This window comes from Rhizobium sp. BR 317 (assembly GCF_047445835.1).
Lineage (GTDB): Bacteria > Pseudomonadota > Alphaproteobacteria > Rhizobiales > Rhizobiaceae > Rhizobium > Rhizobium paranaense.
Genome location: NZ_JARWLB010000002.1, coordinates 69376 through 86108, shown reverse-complemented (window position 1 = coordinate 86108; position 16733 = coordinate 69376). Strand labels below are relative to the sequence as shown.

Sequence of the window (16733 nt, the reverse complement as noted above, 5' to 3'; positions counted from 1 at the left end):
TTGTCACGAAGATCAATATGATAGCAGCCTTATCAGGTGAGTGCTGCCAAGCGCAGACGGCGAAAGGGTGACGCCGTCCGGGTGAGGATCAACGTCTTAGATGGCGCGTCAGATAGGCTTCTATGTGCGCCCAACCGTTGCGCATCAGCTCGACGATGGAAAGATAGAAGATCGCCGCCCAGAGATAGGTCTGGTAGTCGTAGGTTTGTGAGAAGGCATAGCGTGTCTCGCCCATCAGATCGTAGACGGTGATGATCGAGACGGTCGCGGAGCTCTTGATCAGGAGGATGATCTCGTTGCCGTAAGGGCGCAACGCCACGATCAACGCCTGCGGCAAGATGATCTTGTAGAAGGTGACGAGCTTGTGAAGGCCGAGCGACGCCGCAGCCTCGCTTTGGCCGTGATGGACGCTCTGGATGGCGCCACGGACAATTTCGGTCTGATAGGCCGCCGTGTTCAGCGTCATGGCAAACAGACCGCAATTGAAGGGATCGCGGAAGAACCACCAGAGACCGATGCTGTCAATGAAGCCGCGCGCCTGCGGAAAGCCGTAATAGACCATGAAGATCTGCGCCAGCAGCGGCGTGCCGCGGAAGAGATAGACATAGCAATAGGTCAGGCCTTTGAGAATCCTGTTCTTCGACATTCTCGCGAAGGCGAGCGGAATGGAGAGGATCGCACCGAGGATGAAGGAAAGGCCGACGAGCTTCACTGTAATCCAGAGGCCGTGAAGAAAGCGCGGACCGAACTTGAAGAATTTCGCGTTGTCCCAATTGGTGATCATCATCGTGATGAGCGCGATGCCGAGCAGTGCCCAGAGCGCCAGGAAGAAATAACCGGCGAGGCGGGCCTTGGAGAGGCGCTTCATCGTCTCCGGTGGCGCCGGGCGCGCCGGGATCAAGACTTCAGCATAGCTCATCGGCGAAACTCCGCGCGTTTGGCCCAGCGATCGAGATAAAGCAACCCGGCCGAAGAGATGATGGCGAGCACCAGATAAAGGCCGCAGGCAACCAGGTAGAAGAAGAACGGTTCCTTGGTCGCGCGTACGGCAAGGCCCGTCTGGCGGATGATGTCAGCGAGTCCGATGACGGAAACGTAGGATGTGTCCTTCAGCAGGTTCATCCAGAGGTTTCCAAGATTGGGAAGCGAGATGCGGATCAATTGCGGCAGGATGATAAGACGCATCGTGCGGGCGCGGTGAAAGCCGAGAGCATCGCCCGCTTCATACTGTCCCTTGGGAATCGCTCTAAAGGCTGACAGCAGAACTTCCGAACAATAGGCGGAAAAGACGATCGAAAGCGCGACCATGCCGGCGACGAAGGCATTGATTTCGACCTGCCCGGTGTAGCCGACGTAGGCGAGTGCCGTTTGCAGCAGAATCTGGATGCCGTAATAGATGATGAAGAGCGTCAGAAGCTCCGGCAGGCCGCGGAAGATGGTGGTGAATACGCCGGCAGCGAGCCGCAGGGACTTTTCTTCGGATTGCTGCGCGAGCGCCACCAGGAAGCCGACGATCAAGCCGAGCGGCAATGTCAGGACGGCCACCGTTATCGTGATTTTGAGGCCGCCCGCGATCTCGTCGCCCCAGCCGGTGTCTCCGCAGGCGATAACAGTGTTCTGGCCGAACAGGGTGAATAGCCCCACGGGGCCGCACAGTGGATCGAAGGCGTCACTCATCCAGGTCCACAAGGAACCAAACGCGGAAAACAATCCGCCCATACCGTATTTCCCCTCGCAGCTTTTGCCGCGTCTCTCTTATAATTCTATTAGTTGTCAAACAAAAACGGCGGAAGAGCAAGCTTCCGCCGTCGTCTTTTCCCAAGGAATCGACGGCGATCACTCGCCGTAGACGTCGAAGTCGAAATACTTGTCCTGGATCTTCTTGTAGGTGCCGTCAGCGCGGATCGCAGCGATCGCAGCGTTGAGCTTGTCCTTCAGCGCGGTGTCGCCCTTGCGGAGGCCGATGCCGGCGCCAACGCCGTTGATTTGCGGATCGGTCTTCAGCGTGCCGAGCATCTTGCAGCAATTGCCGGAGTCGGACTTAACCCATTCGGAAAGAACCACGACGTCGTCGATGACAGCGTCGATACGGCCGTTGGCGAGGTCGAGCTTGTATTCGTCCGGCGACGGATAGAGCTTCAGCTCGGCATCCTTCAGATGTGCGGTGGCGTAGTTTGCGTGCGTGGTCGAGGACTGCGCGCCGATGGTCTTGCCCTTCAGGGCCTCATCGGTTGCGGCGGTCACGGTCGAATCCTTCGGCACGGCGATCGCCGGTGGGGTGTTGTAGTATTTGTTGGTGAAGTCGATCGTCTTTTCACGCTCCGGCGTGATCGACATGGACGATACGATGGCGTCGAACTTCTTGGCCTGCAGGGCCGGGATGATGCCGTCGAAATCCTGGTTCACGAAGGTACATTTGACCTTCATCTGATCGCAAAGCGCATTGGCTATATCGATGTCGAAGCCGACGAATTTGCCGGCTGAGTCGAGGGATTCGAACGGCGGATAGGTGGCATCGGTGCCGATAACGATCGAATCGCCGTCAGCGAGTGCTGCCCCGGCGAAAAGCGACATCGCGGCAAGCGACGCAGCGGCGAAAAGACGAGTGGAGATGCGCATTTTGATCCTCTCTGTTGACGACCGGCGGCTATTTTTCTTCATTGGCGACCGGCCAGAATGGAGCGGGTGCGTGGCCCGCCTGCTGCGGATATTCGTACTTTTTTTTCACAAATTGCAACTGGAATTACAAAGCCGCATTGCGTCGCACACACGATCTCCAAAGCGCTTGCGTGATCCCGCAAAGCTGAACGGAAGCCTTCCGGCGCGTTCAGGCGGGGTTAATTTTGCGTGCCTAATTGTTCGGAACATATCACTGCCTGCCGCGATTCAGCCCTATGGGCACCGAAAATTGGCCGGGATCATCGGGCATCAGCTCCATGGGCTGGGATCCGCACCTCGGCGGATAATGATAATAAAAGGAGACCCCAACTATGGGAAAGCGATCCAGACTATTTGCCAGTGCAGCATTTCCGCTGCTGTCCTTAACACTGGCATTTGAGCCCGCCGCCGCCACAGCGCTGCGCGAACAGCCCATCGCACCGTTGAGCAATGATGCCGCCAAATCGGCGGCCATCGACGGCAATGCAAGTTTCGAAGTTGCCCAGGAGCAGCCGGCTCCGGACGGACAATCCGAGGAAGAACTGCGCAAGCACAAGAAGCCAGGTGCTGCCGAGCAGGGAGAACCGCAAGGCCAGAAGCCGGCACAGCAGGGCGGGGCAGAGCCGCAACACAAGATGAAAGAAGCGCAGCCCGAAGCTCAGCCTGAACAGGCGAAGCCGGGCAAGCAGCAGCAACAGGAAACGCAGCAGCCCAAGGCGGCCGCACCGGAAACCCAGCAGGCTCAGCCGGAGCAAAAGAAGCCTAAGCAGAATGCGGAGCAACAGCCAGCGGTGCAGCCGGAGGCAACGCCGCAGACGAAGGCCGCTCAGCAACAGGCTGCCCCTGAAGCGCAACCGCAAGCCCAGCCCGAACTGAAGAAGCATCAGAAGTCGCAGGGGCAGGCGGCTGAACCGGCACAGCAGCCGGCGGAAAAGCAGGCGGCACCCGCTCAGCAGCCGGCAGAAAAGCCGGCGGTGCCTGCTCAGCAACCAGCGGAAAAGCAGGCCGCGCCCGCACAGCAACCGGCCCCGGCCACGCAACAGTCTCAGAGCCAACAGGCTCAGCCGGAGACACAAGGCCAGCCCGAGCCAAAGAAGCATCAGAAGAAGCAAGATCAATCGGCAGCGCCGGCACAGCAACCGGCCGAACAGCAGGCAACGCCAGCCCCGAAGCAGGCTCCTTCCACTGAGCAGCAGGCAGCGCCAGCCCTGAAACAAGCTCCTTCCGCAGCGCAGGCCCAGCCGAATACCCAGGCTCAGCCGGGAACGCAGGTCGAGCCCGGCACGCAGCAGGGACAGAAGCCGGGCCACAAGCTGCCGCTGAATGAGCAGCAGACCGGACAGCAGCCTGCTGCCGCTCCCGAACAGCAGCCGGTTCAGAAAAGCCAGGGACTGCAGGCTCAGCCGCAGAATCAGGCCGCTCCGCAGACTGGCAAACAAGCGCAGCCGAACGTCGAAACCGGTGCTCCCGCCCAGGGTAACGCCGCGCAGGCACCGGCCAATGGTGCCGTACAGCAGGGCGCCCAGACAGCAGCTCCCGCCGCCGCACCGGTCTCGCCTCAGGAACTCGAGCGCCGAAAGAAGATCGCGGAAAATCCTGCGGCCACCAACGAAACCGTCATTCTGCCGGTGCAGAACGGCGCTGCCGTGCTGGATAGCGATAAGGACACGGCACGGCGCGGCCTTCGTCAGGGTGGCCAAGCCGCCGGCGGTCAGGCGGGTCAGGCGCCGGTTCAAGGTCAGGCCCAGCCTCAGACGCAACAAGGGCAGAACGCCCCGGTGCAACCGCAGCCGGCCTATGCCAAGCCACCGACCTCCGATGCCGAAGCGCAACGCGCGCTCGGCGGACAGCAGCAACAGCCTGTGAGGATCGAAGCCATTACCAGCGAGCAGGGCCGACGGCTTGATCGCCGGCCGGATTTCGCGGCGCCGGAAGGTGTCGCCGTTCAGCCGAATGGCACTCAGGACAATCGCGTCATCCTGAATATCGACAACAACTTTGTGGTCCGTCACGATGACAGCGAGCGCTTCGTTCGCGACGGCGAACGTCCGACCTATGAGCAGCTTCCGCGCGACCGTTATCGCGAAACGATCGACCGGCCGGATGGCGATCGCATTATCACGGTGCGCAATCGCTATGGCGACGTCATTCAGCGCTCGCGCATCGACGCGCGCGGCCGCGAATATGTGCTGTTCTATTCGCCGGAACTGGAGGATCAGCCGGACCAGGACGACTACTTCCGCGATCCCGGTGACGAATTGCCGCCGATGCGCCTGCGCATTCCGGTGAACCAGTACATCATCGATACTGGCACGGACCGCCAGGCGGACTATTACGGCTTCTTGCGCGAACCGCCGGTCGAGCCGGTCGAGCGGGTCTATTCGCTGAACGAAGTGCGTTATTCCGCCCGCATCCGCGACAAGGTGCGCCGTATCGACCTCGATACGATCACCTTTGCGACGGGTAGTGCGGAAATCCCGATGTCGCAGGCAAGTTCGCTGCGCGGCGTTGCCGACGCCATGGGCAAGATCGTCAAGAAGGACCCAACCGAGACCTTCCTGATCGAAGGTCATACGGATGCCGTCGGCACTGCGCAAAGCAACCTGGTTCTTTCCGACCAGCGTGCCGAATCCGTCGCCAACGTCCTCAGCGATGTCTACGGCATTCCGCCGGAAAACCTGGTGACCCAGGGTTACGGCGAGCAATATCTCAAGGTGAATACGCAGGGGCCCGAGCAGGAAAACCGTCGCGTTACCATCCGCCGTGTTACGGCGCTGGTACGTCCGGTCGCTTCAACTCAGTAAGCTTTTCCTGTCTCAAACGCGTGAGGCCGTCGGATCTTTGTCCGGCGGCCTTTTCATTTTGCCGGTTCGCTGAGGCCAACCGTCGCGGCGATGAAATCGGCGATCGCAAGCGTATCGTCGAGATCGAAAACGGTCAGCGCGCCAGTGTCTTCCACTGGATGATCAGCGGCTATGGCGACGATATGCGGATCCTGCGGCGCCAAGGGCGCTCGGTTGGCGGCCTCCAGGCGACGGGCTTCGATCTTGGGGATCGGCTCGCGCTTGTAGCCTTCGATCAGGACGAGGTCGCAAGGGGCGAGCCGCGCCAGGATTTCCTCGAAGCTTGGTTCCGGCTCGCCGCGCAGTTCGTGCATGATGGCGTAGCGCGTGCCGGAGACGATGGTGACTTCATGCGCTCCGGCTTCGCGATGACGAAAGCTGTCGGCGCCGACCTTGTCGATGTCGAAGTCGTGGTGAGCATGTTTGATCGTCGAAATCTTGTAGCCGCGGCGGGTGAACTCGGTGACAAGCCGCACCGCAAGGCCGGTCTTGCCGGAGTTCTTCCAGCCGGCGATGCCGAAGATTTTGGGTCGCATCGTTGTCATGGTGTCTGCTCCAATGCCGCGAGCCATGTTTCTGCGGCGATCAGGTCATCGGGCGTGTTGACGTTGAAGAATGGATCGAGGGGACCGATCGGCGTTTGGATCATAGCAAAGTCGACCTTTCGGACAATATGGCGGGCGAGAAAATCCCTGACGCGCCGCTTATCATCACCAAGAATCCAGGTTTCGAGATCGTCGGCAATCGAGACGGGCCATAGGCCGAACACGGGATGATCGCGGCCCGACGACGCAGCTATCGCGATTTCGTCTCGGCCTTCAATCGTTTTGGCCAGCCGCGCGACGAGATCGCTCGGAAAGAATGGGCTGTCGATCGGCACGGTGGCGATATGCGAAGCCTGCGGGTGCTTTTTCGCCGCATCACGCATGGCGGTGAGCACGCCGGCAAGCGGGCCGAGCTTGCCGGGGAGGGTATCGGGAAGAAGCGGCAGCCCTACCGTATCCGACCAATCGGCATCAGCATTGAGCACGATCGATTTTCTCTGCTGCTGTCCAATGCGAGTCGCTATGCGCGCCAGAAGGCTTTCGCCGCCGAGAAGGACAAGCGCCTTATTCGCGCCCATGCGGCTGGAGCGGCCGCCGGCGAGCAGATAGGGCGGGATATCGGCGGGATTTGTGATGAAGCCGGGCATGCTGGCGACCTCAGGCGGGCACACGCGGCTCGGATTCCTGGGCGACACGCTCGGCCGCTTGCCGTTTGCTCTCCCGATAGAATGTATAGAGACCCGAGGCGATGACAATGGCGGAGCCGATCATGGTCCAGGCATCCGGCGTCTCGCCGAAGAACAGCAAGCCGAGCAATGCGGACCAAATGAGGCTTAGATAACGGAACGGTGCGACGAAGGAGATCTCGCCCGTGCGCATCGCCTGGATCACCGATTGATAGCCGACGAGCACCAGGATCGACGCGAGCAGGATGTGCGAGAACGGCGTGAAGCTGATTGGCTGCCAGCCGCCGAGCGGGGTGATCGACAAAGCGCCGAAGATGGAGATCGAAATCGCGGTTATGACCGTCACCATCAGCGACGGCACATCCTTGCTGACGCAACGCGTCGCCAGATCGCGGGCGGCGGTGGCGAACATGCTGGCGACAACGAGCAGGGCAGCCGTCGTGAAGCCATCGGGGCCGGGGCGAATGATGATGAGCACGCCGACAAAGCCGACGGTGATCGCCGTCCAGCGCCGCCAGCCGACCGGCTCCTTCAGGAACAGGGCCGCGCCTAGGGTGACGGCGAGCGGCAGGGCCTGCAGGATGGCGGAGGCGTTGGCAATCGGCATCATGCCGAGCGCGGTGATGTAGGTTATGGCCGCGATCGCTTCGCAGACGACGCGCAGCGCGATCATCGGCTGCAGAATAACTTTCCAGGAGCGCAAGGCGCCCATCTGCCATGCGAGTAGATAGACGAAGACGCTGGTAAAAAGCCCGCGGAGAAACATGATCTCACCGGCGTTCATCACCACGATGACTGATTTGGAAAGTGCGTCGCTGCAGGAAAAACCGGCCATTGCTGCGGCCATGTATAGCGCGCCCTGCGTATTCTTCGTCAGCGGCATAAAAGCGATTCCCTAGATATATGAGCTCGCTCTACTGCGGTTTTCCGCAAATGGGAATCGTTCACGGTGTAGGGGATGATCAAATTCGATGGTGCGTTGCAATGAAAATGTGAGCTGACCGCGCCAACCATTATGCCGAAATCGCGAAAATGGGACAGAATTGCTGATTTTTGGCAGATGGTACAATCTTTTAGGTTCGCGATTAATCCTTATTCAATCTAATTTCCGGACGCTCGGCTCAGTTTTGCATGAGGCAGAAGCATCTACCGCAGCGCAGCAGGGAATGACTGTCCCGCCTACGCCGGATACCAACCAATTTCATTGGGGCGTGGCATGTTCTTCATTGATCGTCTTCTGCAAAGCCGCCGTATCGTGACCAAGGTTCTTATCTTCGTCATACCGCTGGTGGTGCTGATCGCCGGTATCGGCCTGGTCGGCTATCACACGGCCAATATCCTCAACGGCCATATGACCGTGACTCGGGCGACGATCGAAAACATCAGCGATTTCGAGAATTTGCAGGCTGCTCTGCAGGAGTTCACCACGTCGCCATCCGATGAGACGCGTAAGGCGCTGACTGACAAGATCGATGCGCAGGCCGCGGGCGTGCAGCGCCTGGGTGGCCTGCTCAGCAATAATCAGCGCGCCAAGATTTCCGCCGTCAGCGCTCTGGCCGACCAGATGCGCAATCAGACGACCGCTCTCTGGAATATCAAGCAAAAGCAGGACAGCGATGTCGATGCGATCCAGAAGGCCGTGTCGGGCATCGATGCCAGCGGCAAGGCAGCCGGAAAACAGATCGACATCATCCGCAAGGAATTTGGCGACAAGGAAACCTTTGCCAAGGAACTGCTTTATGATGCCGCGGCCTTCAAGGGCCTGTCGGACAAGATGAGCAAGTTGCGCATCCAGGTGCAGATGGCCACCGATTCCAATGAGGAAATCACGGATGCCCGTACCTATACCGATGCGATCCTCAAGCAGGTCGCCACGTCGAAAGCCCTGGTTTCCAAGCGCGGTGCCGCGCTGGTCGACAGCGCGGCCGATGCAGCCAATAAACTCGACGCTGTCCTAAAGGGCAGCGACACGGCCGACCAGAAGGTCGAGGCCATGGGACCGATCCTGCAGAGCTTCGTGAAGATCGAAGGGGATATGACCCTGCAATCGGCCAAGAACAGCGACACGGCTGCGGACCGCTTCGTCAGCCTCGACAAGATCATCGACAGCCAGAAAGAGTTGTTGGATCATGTCGACCAGGCGCTTGTCATGATCGATCACCTGACGCTGCATGCCGCCCGGATGGAGAATGTGCGGGACGGCGCCTCGCGGGATGCCGTTGTCGCCGATTTGAAGGATCTGCACGACGTCGGAGCGAAGATCTCGGCGCTCGGCCCGACCAATGCCACCATGCGCGATTTTGCTAGCCATACTCAGCCTCTGATCGATAGCGTGACCAAGGGTTCGGCGGATCTACTGCAGACCGCGTCCGACTGGAAAAAGACGCGGGTCGATTCCAACACGCTGCTGGCGGATGCGATGACGTCGCTGCGCAGCTTCGTTGCCCAAGCGCAGGAGATCGGCAAGGAAGACAGCGAGCGCTCCGCCAATGTTTCCGTCATTGCCATGATCCTCGGCACGCTGCTGGCCATCGTCGGCGGTCTGATGCTGGTCGAGACGCTGCGTGGACCGCTGAAGCGGGTTACGGAAATCATGACGAGGCTTGCCAGCGGCGACCTGGAAGTGGCGATCGACGGCCGCAATCGTGGCGACGAGATCGGCGATATGGTGCGCTCCGTTACCGTCTTCCGCGATGCCGCCTTGGAAAATGTCCGGCTGGAGCGGGAGGCCGAAAGCGCCCGCGCTTTGTCGGCGGAGGAAAACGCACGGCGCACCGCCGATCGCGCCCGCATTGAAGCTGAACAGAAGCAGGCGCTGAATGCGCTGGCCGATGTTCTTGCCAAGCTTGCCGACGGCAATCTGGAAGAGAGCATGCGCGAGGACCTTTCCGCTGATTTCGTCGAAATGGCCTTCACCTATAATCACGCTGTCGAAGCCCTACGCGAGACGCTGACGGATGTCCGTTACACGGCCGAGGAGATCAAGGGCGGCACAGGTAATCTCGCCGCTTCTGCCKACGATCTCGCACGCCGCACCGAGCAGCAGGCGGCGGCCCTTGAGGAAAGCTCGCGGGCTCTCCACCGTCTGAGCGAGGTCGTGCGCTCCACCGCCGACCGCGCGAAGCAGACGGCGGTCTCGGTCAACGAGACCCAGGCCTATGCAACCCAATCCGGCGAAGTCGTCGCCAAGGCCGTTGGCGCCATGAGTGAGATCAATCGTTCGTCCGAAAAGATTGTTACGATCATCGGCGTCATCGACGAGATCGCGTTCCAGACCAACCTGCTGGCACTGAATGCCGGTGTCGAAGCGGCTCGCGCCGGAGAGGCCGGTCGAGGTTTCGCCGTCGTTGCCCAAGAGGTGCGGGAACTGGCGCAGCGCTGCGCCAACGCGGCGAAGGAGATCAAGGGCCTGATTTCGGCAAGCTCCTCGCAGGTGCAGAATGGCGTCTATCTGGTCGAGCAGACCGGCGCTGCGCTCTGCGAAATCATCGGGCATGTGACCGGCGTCCAGAAGCTTGTGGCCGACATTTCCTCCGCAACGGCCGAGCAGTCGACGGGCATCGAAGAGGTGACGCGGGCGGTCGGCGAGGTCGAGCTGATCACCCAAAGAAATGCGGCGATGGTGGAAGAAAACAACGCCGAAATCCATGGCCTGCGCCAACGCGTCGACATGCTCTCCGACAAGATCGATCGTTTCCGCACCGGCGATGGCGACGGGGCGTATGAAGGCCACCATAACGGCATGGACCGGTATCGCGCCGCCTGAAGTCATATTTGAGACGATAACGATAAACGATTGAAGCGCCGGATGTCCTGTCCGGCGCTTCATCTTTGTATCGGATGGATTCAGCCGCCCGTTACGCTCATATGGCGGGCAACAGCCGGCCTGTTATGGGTGCGGTCGATGATGAAATCGTGACCCTTCGGCTTGCGGGTGATGGCTTCATCGATGGCGGCATAGACAAGCGCATCATCTTCGGTGGCGCGTAGCGCCGTGCGCAGGTCGGCGGCATCGTTCTGGCCGAGGCACATGTAAAGTGTGCCGGTGCAGGTCAGGCGGACACGATTGCAGCTCTCGCAGAAATTATGGGTCAGCGGCGTGATGAAGCCGAGACGGCCGCCGGTTTCGGCAACTTCGACATAACGGGCCGGACCGCCGGTCTTGTAGGGGATATCGGTCAGCGTGAATTGCTGTTCGAGATCGGCGCGCACTTTGGAGAGCGGCAAGTACCGGTCTGTGCGGTCCTCCTCGATCTCGCCCATCGGCATCGTCTCGATGACGGTCAGGTCCATGCCGCGGCCATGGGCGAAACGCAGCAACTCGGGTATCTCCACCTCGTTGAAGTCCTTGAGCGCCACCGCATTGAGCTTGATCTTCAGGCCGGCCTTCTGGGTGGCGTCAATCCCTTCCATCACCTTGGCGAAATCGCCCCAGCGGGTGATGGCGTGGAATTTGTCCGGGTCGAGCGTGTCGAGCGAGACATTGATGCGACGCACGCCGCAATCATAGAGTTCCTCGGCATAGCGGGAGAGCTGCGAACCATTGGTGGTCAGCGTGAGCTCCTCGAGCCCACCGTTTTGAACGCGCTTGCCGAGCTCGCGCACCAGAAACATGATGTTCTTGCGCACCAACGGCTCGCCGCCGGTCAGTCGAATCTTACGGACGCCTTTGGCAATGAAGGCGGAACAGAGCCGGTTCAGCTCCTCCAGCGTCAACAGGTCTTTCTTCGGCAGGAAGGTCATGTGTTCCGCCATGCAATAGGTGCAGCGGAAATCGCAGCGGTCGGTCACGGAGACGCGCAGATAGGTGACCGCCCGCCCGAAGGGGTCGATCATCGGTGACGCATCCGCCACCAGCGGCGATCCGTTGCCTATCGTACCGACAATGCTGTTCACGAAAACCTCCGTTGTCATGTTAATGTGTGCATAGGCGATTGTTGCGTCAAGGGAAATGCATTTTCGAATGCACTTGCGCGTGAGCGACTGGCGGCCTACTTCTCCTGGACGCATTGAAACGCATGGGAAAATCGATGAGCGACGTCTGGCCAACCGAATTGAGAGTGTCGAAGGACCGCCATCACTTGGTGGTGAGCTTCAATGACGGCGCGAGCTTCGATCTGTCGGCGGAAATGTTGCGCGTGCTGTCGCCATCGGCCGAGGTGCAGGGACATGGGCCGGGGCAAAAGATCACCGTGCCCGGCAAACGCAATGTCGGCATCATGTCCATGACGCCGACCGGCAACTATGCCGTCCGCATCGGTTTCGACGATATGCATGACAGCGGCATTTTTACCTGGGCCTATCTTCGCGAACTTGGCGAAAAAGCTTCCGAGCTTTTCGCTGCCTATGAGGCTGAACTGAAGGAAAAGGGCTTGAGCCGCGACGTGGCGGGTAAGCCGCACTAGCACTGTCAGTAGCAAGGGGGCCGGCATGGCAGGTGGGGATCCGGGAAGCTGGTTGCGCGCCAAAGGCAGCAAAAACGAAAGCAGGGTCTCTTTCGTCGAGTTGTTTTTCGATCTGGTCTTCGTCTTCTCCATCTCCCAGCTTTCGCATGCGCTCGGCGATCATTTCACGCCCCTCGGCGCTCTCGAAGCAGGCATGCTGATTTTTGCCGTCTGGTGGGTATGGATATTCACCGTCTGGGTGACGAACTGGCTCGATCCCGATCGTATGCCGGTGCGCATCATGCTTTTCGTGCTGATGTTCGCCGGGCTGGTTCTCTCAGCTTCTATTCCGGATGCCTTTGGTGAGAAGGCCGTTTTCTTCGTCGGCGCCTATGTGTTCATGCAGGTTGGCCGCTCGCTGTTTACCGTCTATGCCCTCAAGGACGTCAGCCCTGCCAATCATCGGAATTTCGTCCGTATCACCTGCTGGCTGATACTGTCTGGCATCTTCTGGGTTTCCGGCGCCGTAACGGAAGGCGAGACGCGGGTGGCGCTATGGCTCGCAGCACTCGCGATCGAATATGCCGCACCCGCCTTCGGCTTCGCCGTGCCTGGCCTTGGCAAGTCGACCGCTGCGGATTGGGATGTTTCCGGTGCACATCTCGCCGAGCGCTGTGCGCTCTTCATCATCATCTGCCTCGGCGAGGCGATCCTGCAGGCGGGCAAGACATTTGCCGAACAGCCGCTTTCGCCGCTGATCGTTGCGGTATTCGTCACCGTCTTCGTCGGCACGGTCGCCATGTGGTGGATCTATTTCCGATTCGGCCATGAACGCGCCGCCCAGCGTATCGAACGGGATGAGACACCCGGCAGCCTGGCGCGACAGGCTTTTACCTATGCGCATATTCCAATTCTGGCCGGCATCATTCTGAGCGTCGTCGGCCATGAGTTCTTATTCTCCCATCCCCATGACCCGGCCGACATGAATGCGGGAGCGGCGATCCTTGGCGGGCCGGCGGTGTTCCTGATCGGTAATCTCTGGTTCAAAGGGGCGACGACCGGCCGACCTCCGCTGTCGCACATTGCCGGTCTTGCGGGGCTAGCGCTACTGGTTCTCGCGCTCTCCCAGATCGATGTCTACCAACTCGGCATCCTCGCCACGGCCGTACTTCTCGTCGTGGCAATATGGGAATTCGCCTCGCTGAACCGTACAGTGCCGTTGGGCCGCCGGTCAAGCAATCACTGATCGCCGATTGTTTCCAGCGGCTCGCGCTCGTCCTGCAGCAACAGGCTGACGATCCGCTCCATGTGCGCCGTCATGATTTCGCATTCGTTGAGCGGCGCGTCCGAGAGCATGCGGTCGATGAGGTCGGTCTGGATGGCCATCGCTTCTTCTGTCACGCGCCGGCCTTCGCCGGTCAGATAAAGCCGCAATACGCGCTTGTCGTGCTTGTCGCCCCGACGTTCGATCAGGCCGCGTTTCTCCATTTGCGGCAATAGCATGCTCATGTTGGAGCGGCCGACCAGCAGCTTGCGGGCCAATTCCTGTTGCGAGATGCCTTCGAAGCGGAAGAGATTGACGAGAATGTCGAGATGCGGCGGCTTGATATCGAGATGGGCGAGCGCCCGACCGAGCGACTGCTGCATGAGCTGGCAGGCGCGGGCAACGGCAATCCAGCTACGAAAACGCGGATGGTCCCAGGGCAGGGATTGATTTTTATTCATCGTTGTACTTTATTGTTCATGATTGAACATTATTGGATTCCCACTATGCCATCCTTTGCGCTTAAGGTCACCCGGCTGGGCCTATCCAGCCTTGGCAGGATTTCGCCGCGACTTGCCGGCAAGGCCGCTTTCAAGCTTTTCTGCCTGACGGCGTCGCGCCGGCCGCAAGGCGCCAAGGCGGAGGCTGCGCACGCACAGGGCAGAGCGCGTCTGAATTCCGCCGAGCAGATCATGCTGTCTTTCCAAGGCGGACAGGCGATGAGCCATCGCTTAAACGGTGGTGCCAAGGGCGAGCGTAAGCGCTTTCTTGTGGTCCATGGCTGGGGATCGAGCAGCGAATACATGTCGGAACTCGCCGTCTTTCTCGCAAATACCGGTGCCGAAGTGATCTCGCTCGATCTGCCGGGCCATGGCCGCTCGCCAGGGCGCTTCCTCAATGTACGCCTCGCCGTTTCGGCTATCGCTGCGGCGGCGGAGCGATTTGGCGCCTTCGATGCCATGATCGGCCATTCCTTCGGCGGAGCTTCTATCGCACTGGCCGCGGCCGGCTTTCTGCCGGGCATCGCCCCGGTTCTGCCGGGTCGCCTAGTGCTGATCGGCGCACCGAGCGCGATGGGCTGGCTGTTCACGGATTTCGGCGGGATGATGAAGCTTGATGCCGCGGCACAGGCAGCGCTTGAGGCGGAGGTCGGTCGCGTCACCGGCAGGCCGCTCGGGGATTATGCCGCCGGACGCAGCGTTCACGATCTCGGCAGGCCCGTGCTGATCATCCATGCGGAAGACGACAAGGAAGTCAGCGCCGATCATGCCCGCGCCTATGCCACCGCGGGCGATCATGTTCGCCTTTTCTGGGCAAACGGCTTCGGTCATCGCCGTATCGTCAGCGCCGCTCCCGTGCTGGCCGCGATCGGCGAGTTCCTGGCGGAAGCGCCGGCGTCACTTCAAGAAAATGCGTTCGAAACCGACGGTGAAACGGTTATATCCTTACTTCGGACCTCGGTGAGGCGCGTGTCATAGCAGCGTCACGCCTTGCGTCTAACCCGCCGGTATCCGGATCAAAATGACGTGAGGTAACATGCGGATCATCACTTCCGTTGAAGAATTGAATGAGCTCTATGGCGGCACGAGCGAAGCATCGATCGCCAAGGTGACCACTGCGTTGACGCCACTTTATCGCCGGATGATCGAAGCATCGCCCTTCATGGCGCTGGCGACGGTAGGCACGGAAGGGTTGGATTGCTCACCGCGCGGTGACTTGGGCGGTGTCGTGCGCGTGCAGGATGACAAGACGCTTTTGCTTCCCGACTGGCGCGGCAACAATCGTGTCGATTCACTGGCCAATATCGTCAGGGATCCCCGCATAGCGCTGATGTTCCTGATTCCCAGCTCGAACACCACGATGCGCCTCAATGGCCGTGCGGTCGTCTCCATCGAGGAAAGCCTGCTGGCGAGCTTCGAGATGGAGGGCAAGCATCCGCGCAGCGTCGTGGTGATCACCATCGACGAGGTCTATTTCCAATGCGCGCGGGCCGTGATGCGTGCCGAACTCTGGAAGACGGAGACATTTATCGATCCGGCGAGCCTGCCGACGCCCGGCATGTTGCTGAAGGCGGCGAAGGGCGATTTCGATCAAGAGACCTATGACCGCGAATGGCCGGCGCGAGCCGCCAAAAGCATGTGGTAATAAAAATCCGCCGGCGCGCCAGGAAGAGCGGCGCCGGCGGATTGGCTCTAGTTCTGATTTCAGCTCTAGCTTTTGTAGATTAGCCAGCTTTTCGTGAAGTCTTTCTGCATACCGTCTTGGTAGATACTGCTACAGTTACGGCCGGCGTTCTTGGCGCTATAGAGCGCAATGTCGGTCTTGCTGTAGAGTTCGCCGGGATCTCCGGCTTCCGAGGCCATGCAGATGCCGAGCGAAAGAGTGATCGGCCCGTAGTTGACTCCGGTGCGGGAGTTCTTGAACGGCGTTGCCTCGAGTGCACGGCGGATACGTTCGCAGACCGCCATGACCTCTTCCCGCGTGCCTTCCAGGATCAGCGCGAATTCCTCGCCGCCGGTACGGGCGACGAAGGCGTCGCGGCGGACATTGGCACGGATGAGAGAGGCGACGGTCGCGAGGATCTTGTCGCCGACCGGATGACCGTAGGTGTCGTTGATCTTCTTGAAGTAATCGATATCGGCCAGCACTAGCGCAGTGACGGGGCGGGCCATCTGATTGTCGAAGATGGTGGCCAGGCGATCATCGAAGGCGCGGCGATTGGAGAGTCGCGTCAGAGAGTCGGTATTGGCGATACGCTTGTATTCGTCCAACTCCTTGCGCACCTGGTCCATTTCGTGGCTGCGCTGGGCGACATTCTCGACGGTCTTTTCGCCGTGCGCCATGGTGTCGCCGGTCGCTTCCGCCAGCATGTCGATGGCGCTGCGTAGCAGGTCGACGCTGTTGTTGTTCTTGGACGTGATACGTTCGCACGTTTCGCCCAGCAGCCGATTGTAGCTTTCGAGTGAAGTCTGTTCTTGCCGCAGCGTGCGCAGTACAGCATCGAGCTCCGTGATCAGGCGGGTGTGAGCGTCGTCGAAAATCCGGCCGGCATGGTGGGCGAAGTGCTGGGCGCCGAGTGCGTCCAATTCTTCCTGCGTGGCGTTGCTGCCAAGCGCGGCAAGCTCGCGGGTCAAGGCAGGATTGGAACCAATATAGGCTTCATAGAAAAGTTCGTAATTGCGCGGGATCGGCGCGACCCCCATGGATCGCATGGCATAGGTAATCTGTCCTGCCACGTCGGGAACTTGCGCCTTGGGCGCAACCACCGTACTCATCGGCGAACTCCATTAAATGATTTCATGAAAGCACTGTTTTTACTTAGCCTAAGATTCTTTGAAAAAGATTAAGGCAAT

15 protein-coding genes are annotated in these 16733 nt (G+C 60.1%); 6 read left to right on the top strand and 9 right to left on the bottom strand.

Translation table 11 applies throughout. The annotated features are described in order from the left end of the window. Positions 1-88: 88 nt before the first annotated feature. The 3 genes from QD357_RS02965 to QD357_RS02955 form a co-directional block, all read right to left on the bottom strand. Positions 89-919, bottom strand: a complete 831-nt coding sequence (locus QD357_RS02965) for an ABC transporter permease (RefSeq protein WP_107108278.1) — start codon at positions 917-919, stop codon at positions 89-91. After that, positions 916-1719, bottom strand: a complete 804-nt coding sequence (locus QD357_RS02960) for an ABC transporter permease (protein WP_107108277.1) — start codon at positions 1717-1719, stop codon at positions 916-918. Before QD357_RS02960 ends, QD357_RS02965 begins: the two co-directional genes overlap by 4 nt. A gap of 117 nt (positions 1720-1836) precedes the next feature. Next, positions 1837-2619, bottom strand: coding sequence for an ABC transporter substrate-binding protein (locus tag QD357_RS02955; protein ID WP_107108276.1), 783 nt, complete (start codon positions 2617-2619; stop codon positions 1837-1839). 371 nt (positions 2620-2990) lie between these two features. On the opposite strand from QD357_RS02955, the gene QD357_RS02950 reads away from it, so the two are divergent. Then, the gene (locus QD357_RS02950) at positions 2991-5462 is read left to right on the top strand and encodes an OmpA family protein (protein ID WP_107108275.1); all 2472 of its coding nucleotides are present in this window, start codon (positions 2991-2993) and stop codon (positions 5460-5462) included. 53 nt (positions 5463-5515) lie between these two features. Here the strand turns inward: QD357_RS02950 and mobB are convergent, their stop codons facing one another. Genes mobB through QD357_RS02935 form a run of 3 tightly spaced genes read right to left on the bottom strand, consistent with a single transcriptional unit; the run spans position 5516 to position 7615 of the window. Continuing rightward, complete coding sequence (gene mobB, locus QD357_RS02945; RefSeq protein WP_107108274.1) at positions 5516-6046, bottom strand: molybdopterin-guanine dinucleotide biosynthesis protein B; 531 nt, start codon at positions 6044-6046, stop codon at positions 5516-5518. Then, a complete protein-coding gene (gene mobA / locus QD357_RS02940; protein ID WP_107108538.1) occupies positions 6043-6693 on the bottom strand; it encodes a molybdenum cofactor guanylyltransferase MobA in 651 nt (216 codons plus the stop codon). The genes mobB and mobA overlap by 4 nt, the downstream gene beginning before the upstream one ends. Positions 6694-6703: 10 nt before the next feature. Further along, a complete protein-coding gene (locus tag QD357_RS02935; protein WP_414124026.1) occupies positions 6704-7615 on the bottom strand; it encodes a DMT family transporter in 912 nt (303 codons plus the stop codon). A 333-nt stretch (positions 7616-7948) separates the two neighbouring features. Here QD357_RS02935 and QD357_RS02930 point away from each other — a divergent pair, with 333 nt between their 5' ends. Then, positions 7949-10498, top strand: a complete 2550-nt coding sequence (locus tag QD357_RS02930) for a methyl-accepting chemotaxis protein (RefSeq protein WP_414124025.1) — start codon at positions 7949-7951, stop codon at positions 10496-10498. 80 nt (positions 10499-10578) lie between these two features. Here QD357_RS02930 and moaA read toward each other — a convergent pair whose 3' ends face one another. Continuing rightward, complete coding sequence (moaA, locus tag QD357_RS02925; protein ID WP_107108537.1) at positions 10579-11628, bottom strand: GTP 3',8-cyclase MoaA; 1050 nt, start codon at positions 11626-11628, stop codon at positions 10579-10581. 134 nt (positions 11629-11762) lie between these two features. On the opposite strand from moaA, the gene QD357_RS02920 reads away from it, so the two are divergent. Continuing rightward, positions 11763-12137, top strand: a complete 375-nt coding sequence (locus QD357_RS02920) for a gamma-butyrobetaine hydroxylase-like domain-containing protein (protein ID WP_107108271.1) — start codon at positions 11763-11765, stop codon at positions 12135-12137. Positions 12138-12162: 25 nt separating this feature from the next. Then, positions 12163-13362, top strand: coding sequence for a low temperature requirement protein A (locus QD357_RS02915; protein ID WP_107108270.1), 1200 nt, complete (start codon positions 12163-12165; stop codon positions 13360-13362). On the opposite strand, the gene QD357_RS02910 is transcribed toward QD357_RS02915, so the two are convergent. Next, positions 13356-13841: a MarR family winged helix-turn-helix transcriptional regulator gene (locus QD357_RS02910; protein ID WP_107108269.1), complete on the bottom strand. Its 486-nt coding sequence runs from the start codon at positions 13839-13841 to the stop codon at positions 13356-13358. The genes QD357_RS02915 and QD357_RS02910 overlap by 7 nt on opposite strands. Before the next feature lie 45 nt (positions 13842-13886). Between QD357_RS02910 and QD357_RS02905 the strand changes: the two genes are divergently transcribed. Both QD357_RS02905 and QD357_RS02900 read left to right on the top strand, forming a co-directional pair. Continuing rightward, entirely contained in the window at positions 13887-14858 is a 972-nt protein-coding gene (locus QD357_RS02905; RefSeq protein WP_107108268.1) for an alpha/beta hydrolase, read from the top strand. 58 nt (positions 14859-14916) lie between these two features. Continuing rightward, positions 14917-15525: a pyridoxamine 5'-phosphate oxidase family protein gene (locus QD357_RS02900; protein ID WP_107108267.1), complete on the top strand. Its 609-nt coding sequence runs from the start codon at positions 14917-14919 to the stop codon at positions 15523-15525. Positions 15526-15590: 65 nt separating this feature from the next. Here the strand turns inward: QD357_RS02900 and QD357_RS02895 are convergent, their stop codons facing one another. Beyond that, positions 15591-16655, bottom strand: coding sequence for a GGDEF domain-containing protein (locus tag QD357_RS02895; protein ID WP_107108266.1), 1065 nt, complete (start codon positions 16653-16655; stop codon positions 15591-15593). Positions 16656-16733: the final 78 nt, after the last annotated feature.

Bases quoted from the DNA above. Each gene is read 5' to 3' on its own strand.
- QD357_RS02895 (WP_107108266.1), bottom strand. From the start codon at position 16,655: ATGAGTACGGTGGTTGCGCCCAAGGCGCAAGTTCCCGACGTGGCAGGA.
- QD357_RS02920 (WP_107108271.1), top strand. From the start codon at position 11,763: ATGAGCGACGTCTGGCCAACCGAATTGAGAGTGTCGAAGGACCGCCAT.
- QD357_RS02960 (WP_107108277.1), bottom strand. From the start codon at position 1,719: ATGGGCGGATTGTTTTCCGCGTTTGGTTCCTTGTGGACCTGGATGAGT.
- QD357_RS02935 (WP_414124026.1), bottom strand. From the start codon at position 7,615: ATGCCGCTGACGAAGAATACGCAGGGCGCGCTATACATGGCCGCAGCA.
- QD357_RS02965 (WP_107108278.1), bottom strand. From the start codon at position 919: ATGAGCTATGCTGAAGTCTTGATCCCGGCGCGCCCGGCGCCACCGGAG.
- QD357_RS02955 (WP_107108276.1), bottom strand. From the start codon at position 2,619: ATGCGCATCTCCACTCGTCTTTTCGCCGCTGCGTCGCTTGCCGCGATG.
- QD357_RS02905 (WP_107108268.1), top strand. From the start codon at position 13,887: ATGCCATCCTTTGCGCTTAAGGTCACCCGGCTGGGCCTATCCAGCCTT.
- mobA (WP_107108538.1), bottom strand. From the start codon at position 6,693: ATGCCCGGCTTCATCACAAATCCCGCCGATATCCCGCCCTATCTGCTC.
- mobB (WP_107108274.1), bottom strand. From the start codon at position 6,046: ATGACAACGATGCGACCCAAAATCTTCGGCATCGCCGGCTGGAAGAAC.
- QD357_RS02915 (WP_107108270.1), top strand. From the start codon at position 12,163: ATGGCAGGTGGGGATCCGGGAAGCTGGTTGCGCGCCAAAGGCAGCAAA.
- QD357_RS02900 (WP_107108267.1), top strand. From the start codon at position 14,917: ATGCGGATCATCACTTCCGTTGAAGAATTGAATGAGCTCTATGGCGGC.
- QD357_RS02910 (WP_107108269.1), bottom strand. From the start codon at position 13,841: ATGAATAAAAATCAATCCCTGCCCTGGGACCATCCGCGTTTTCGTAGC.
- QD357_RS02950 (WP_107108275.1), top strand. From the start codon at position 2,991: ATGGGAAAGCGATCCAGACTATTTGCCAGTGCAGCATTTCCGCTGCTG.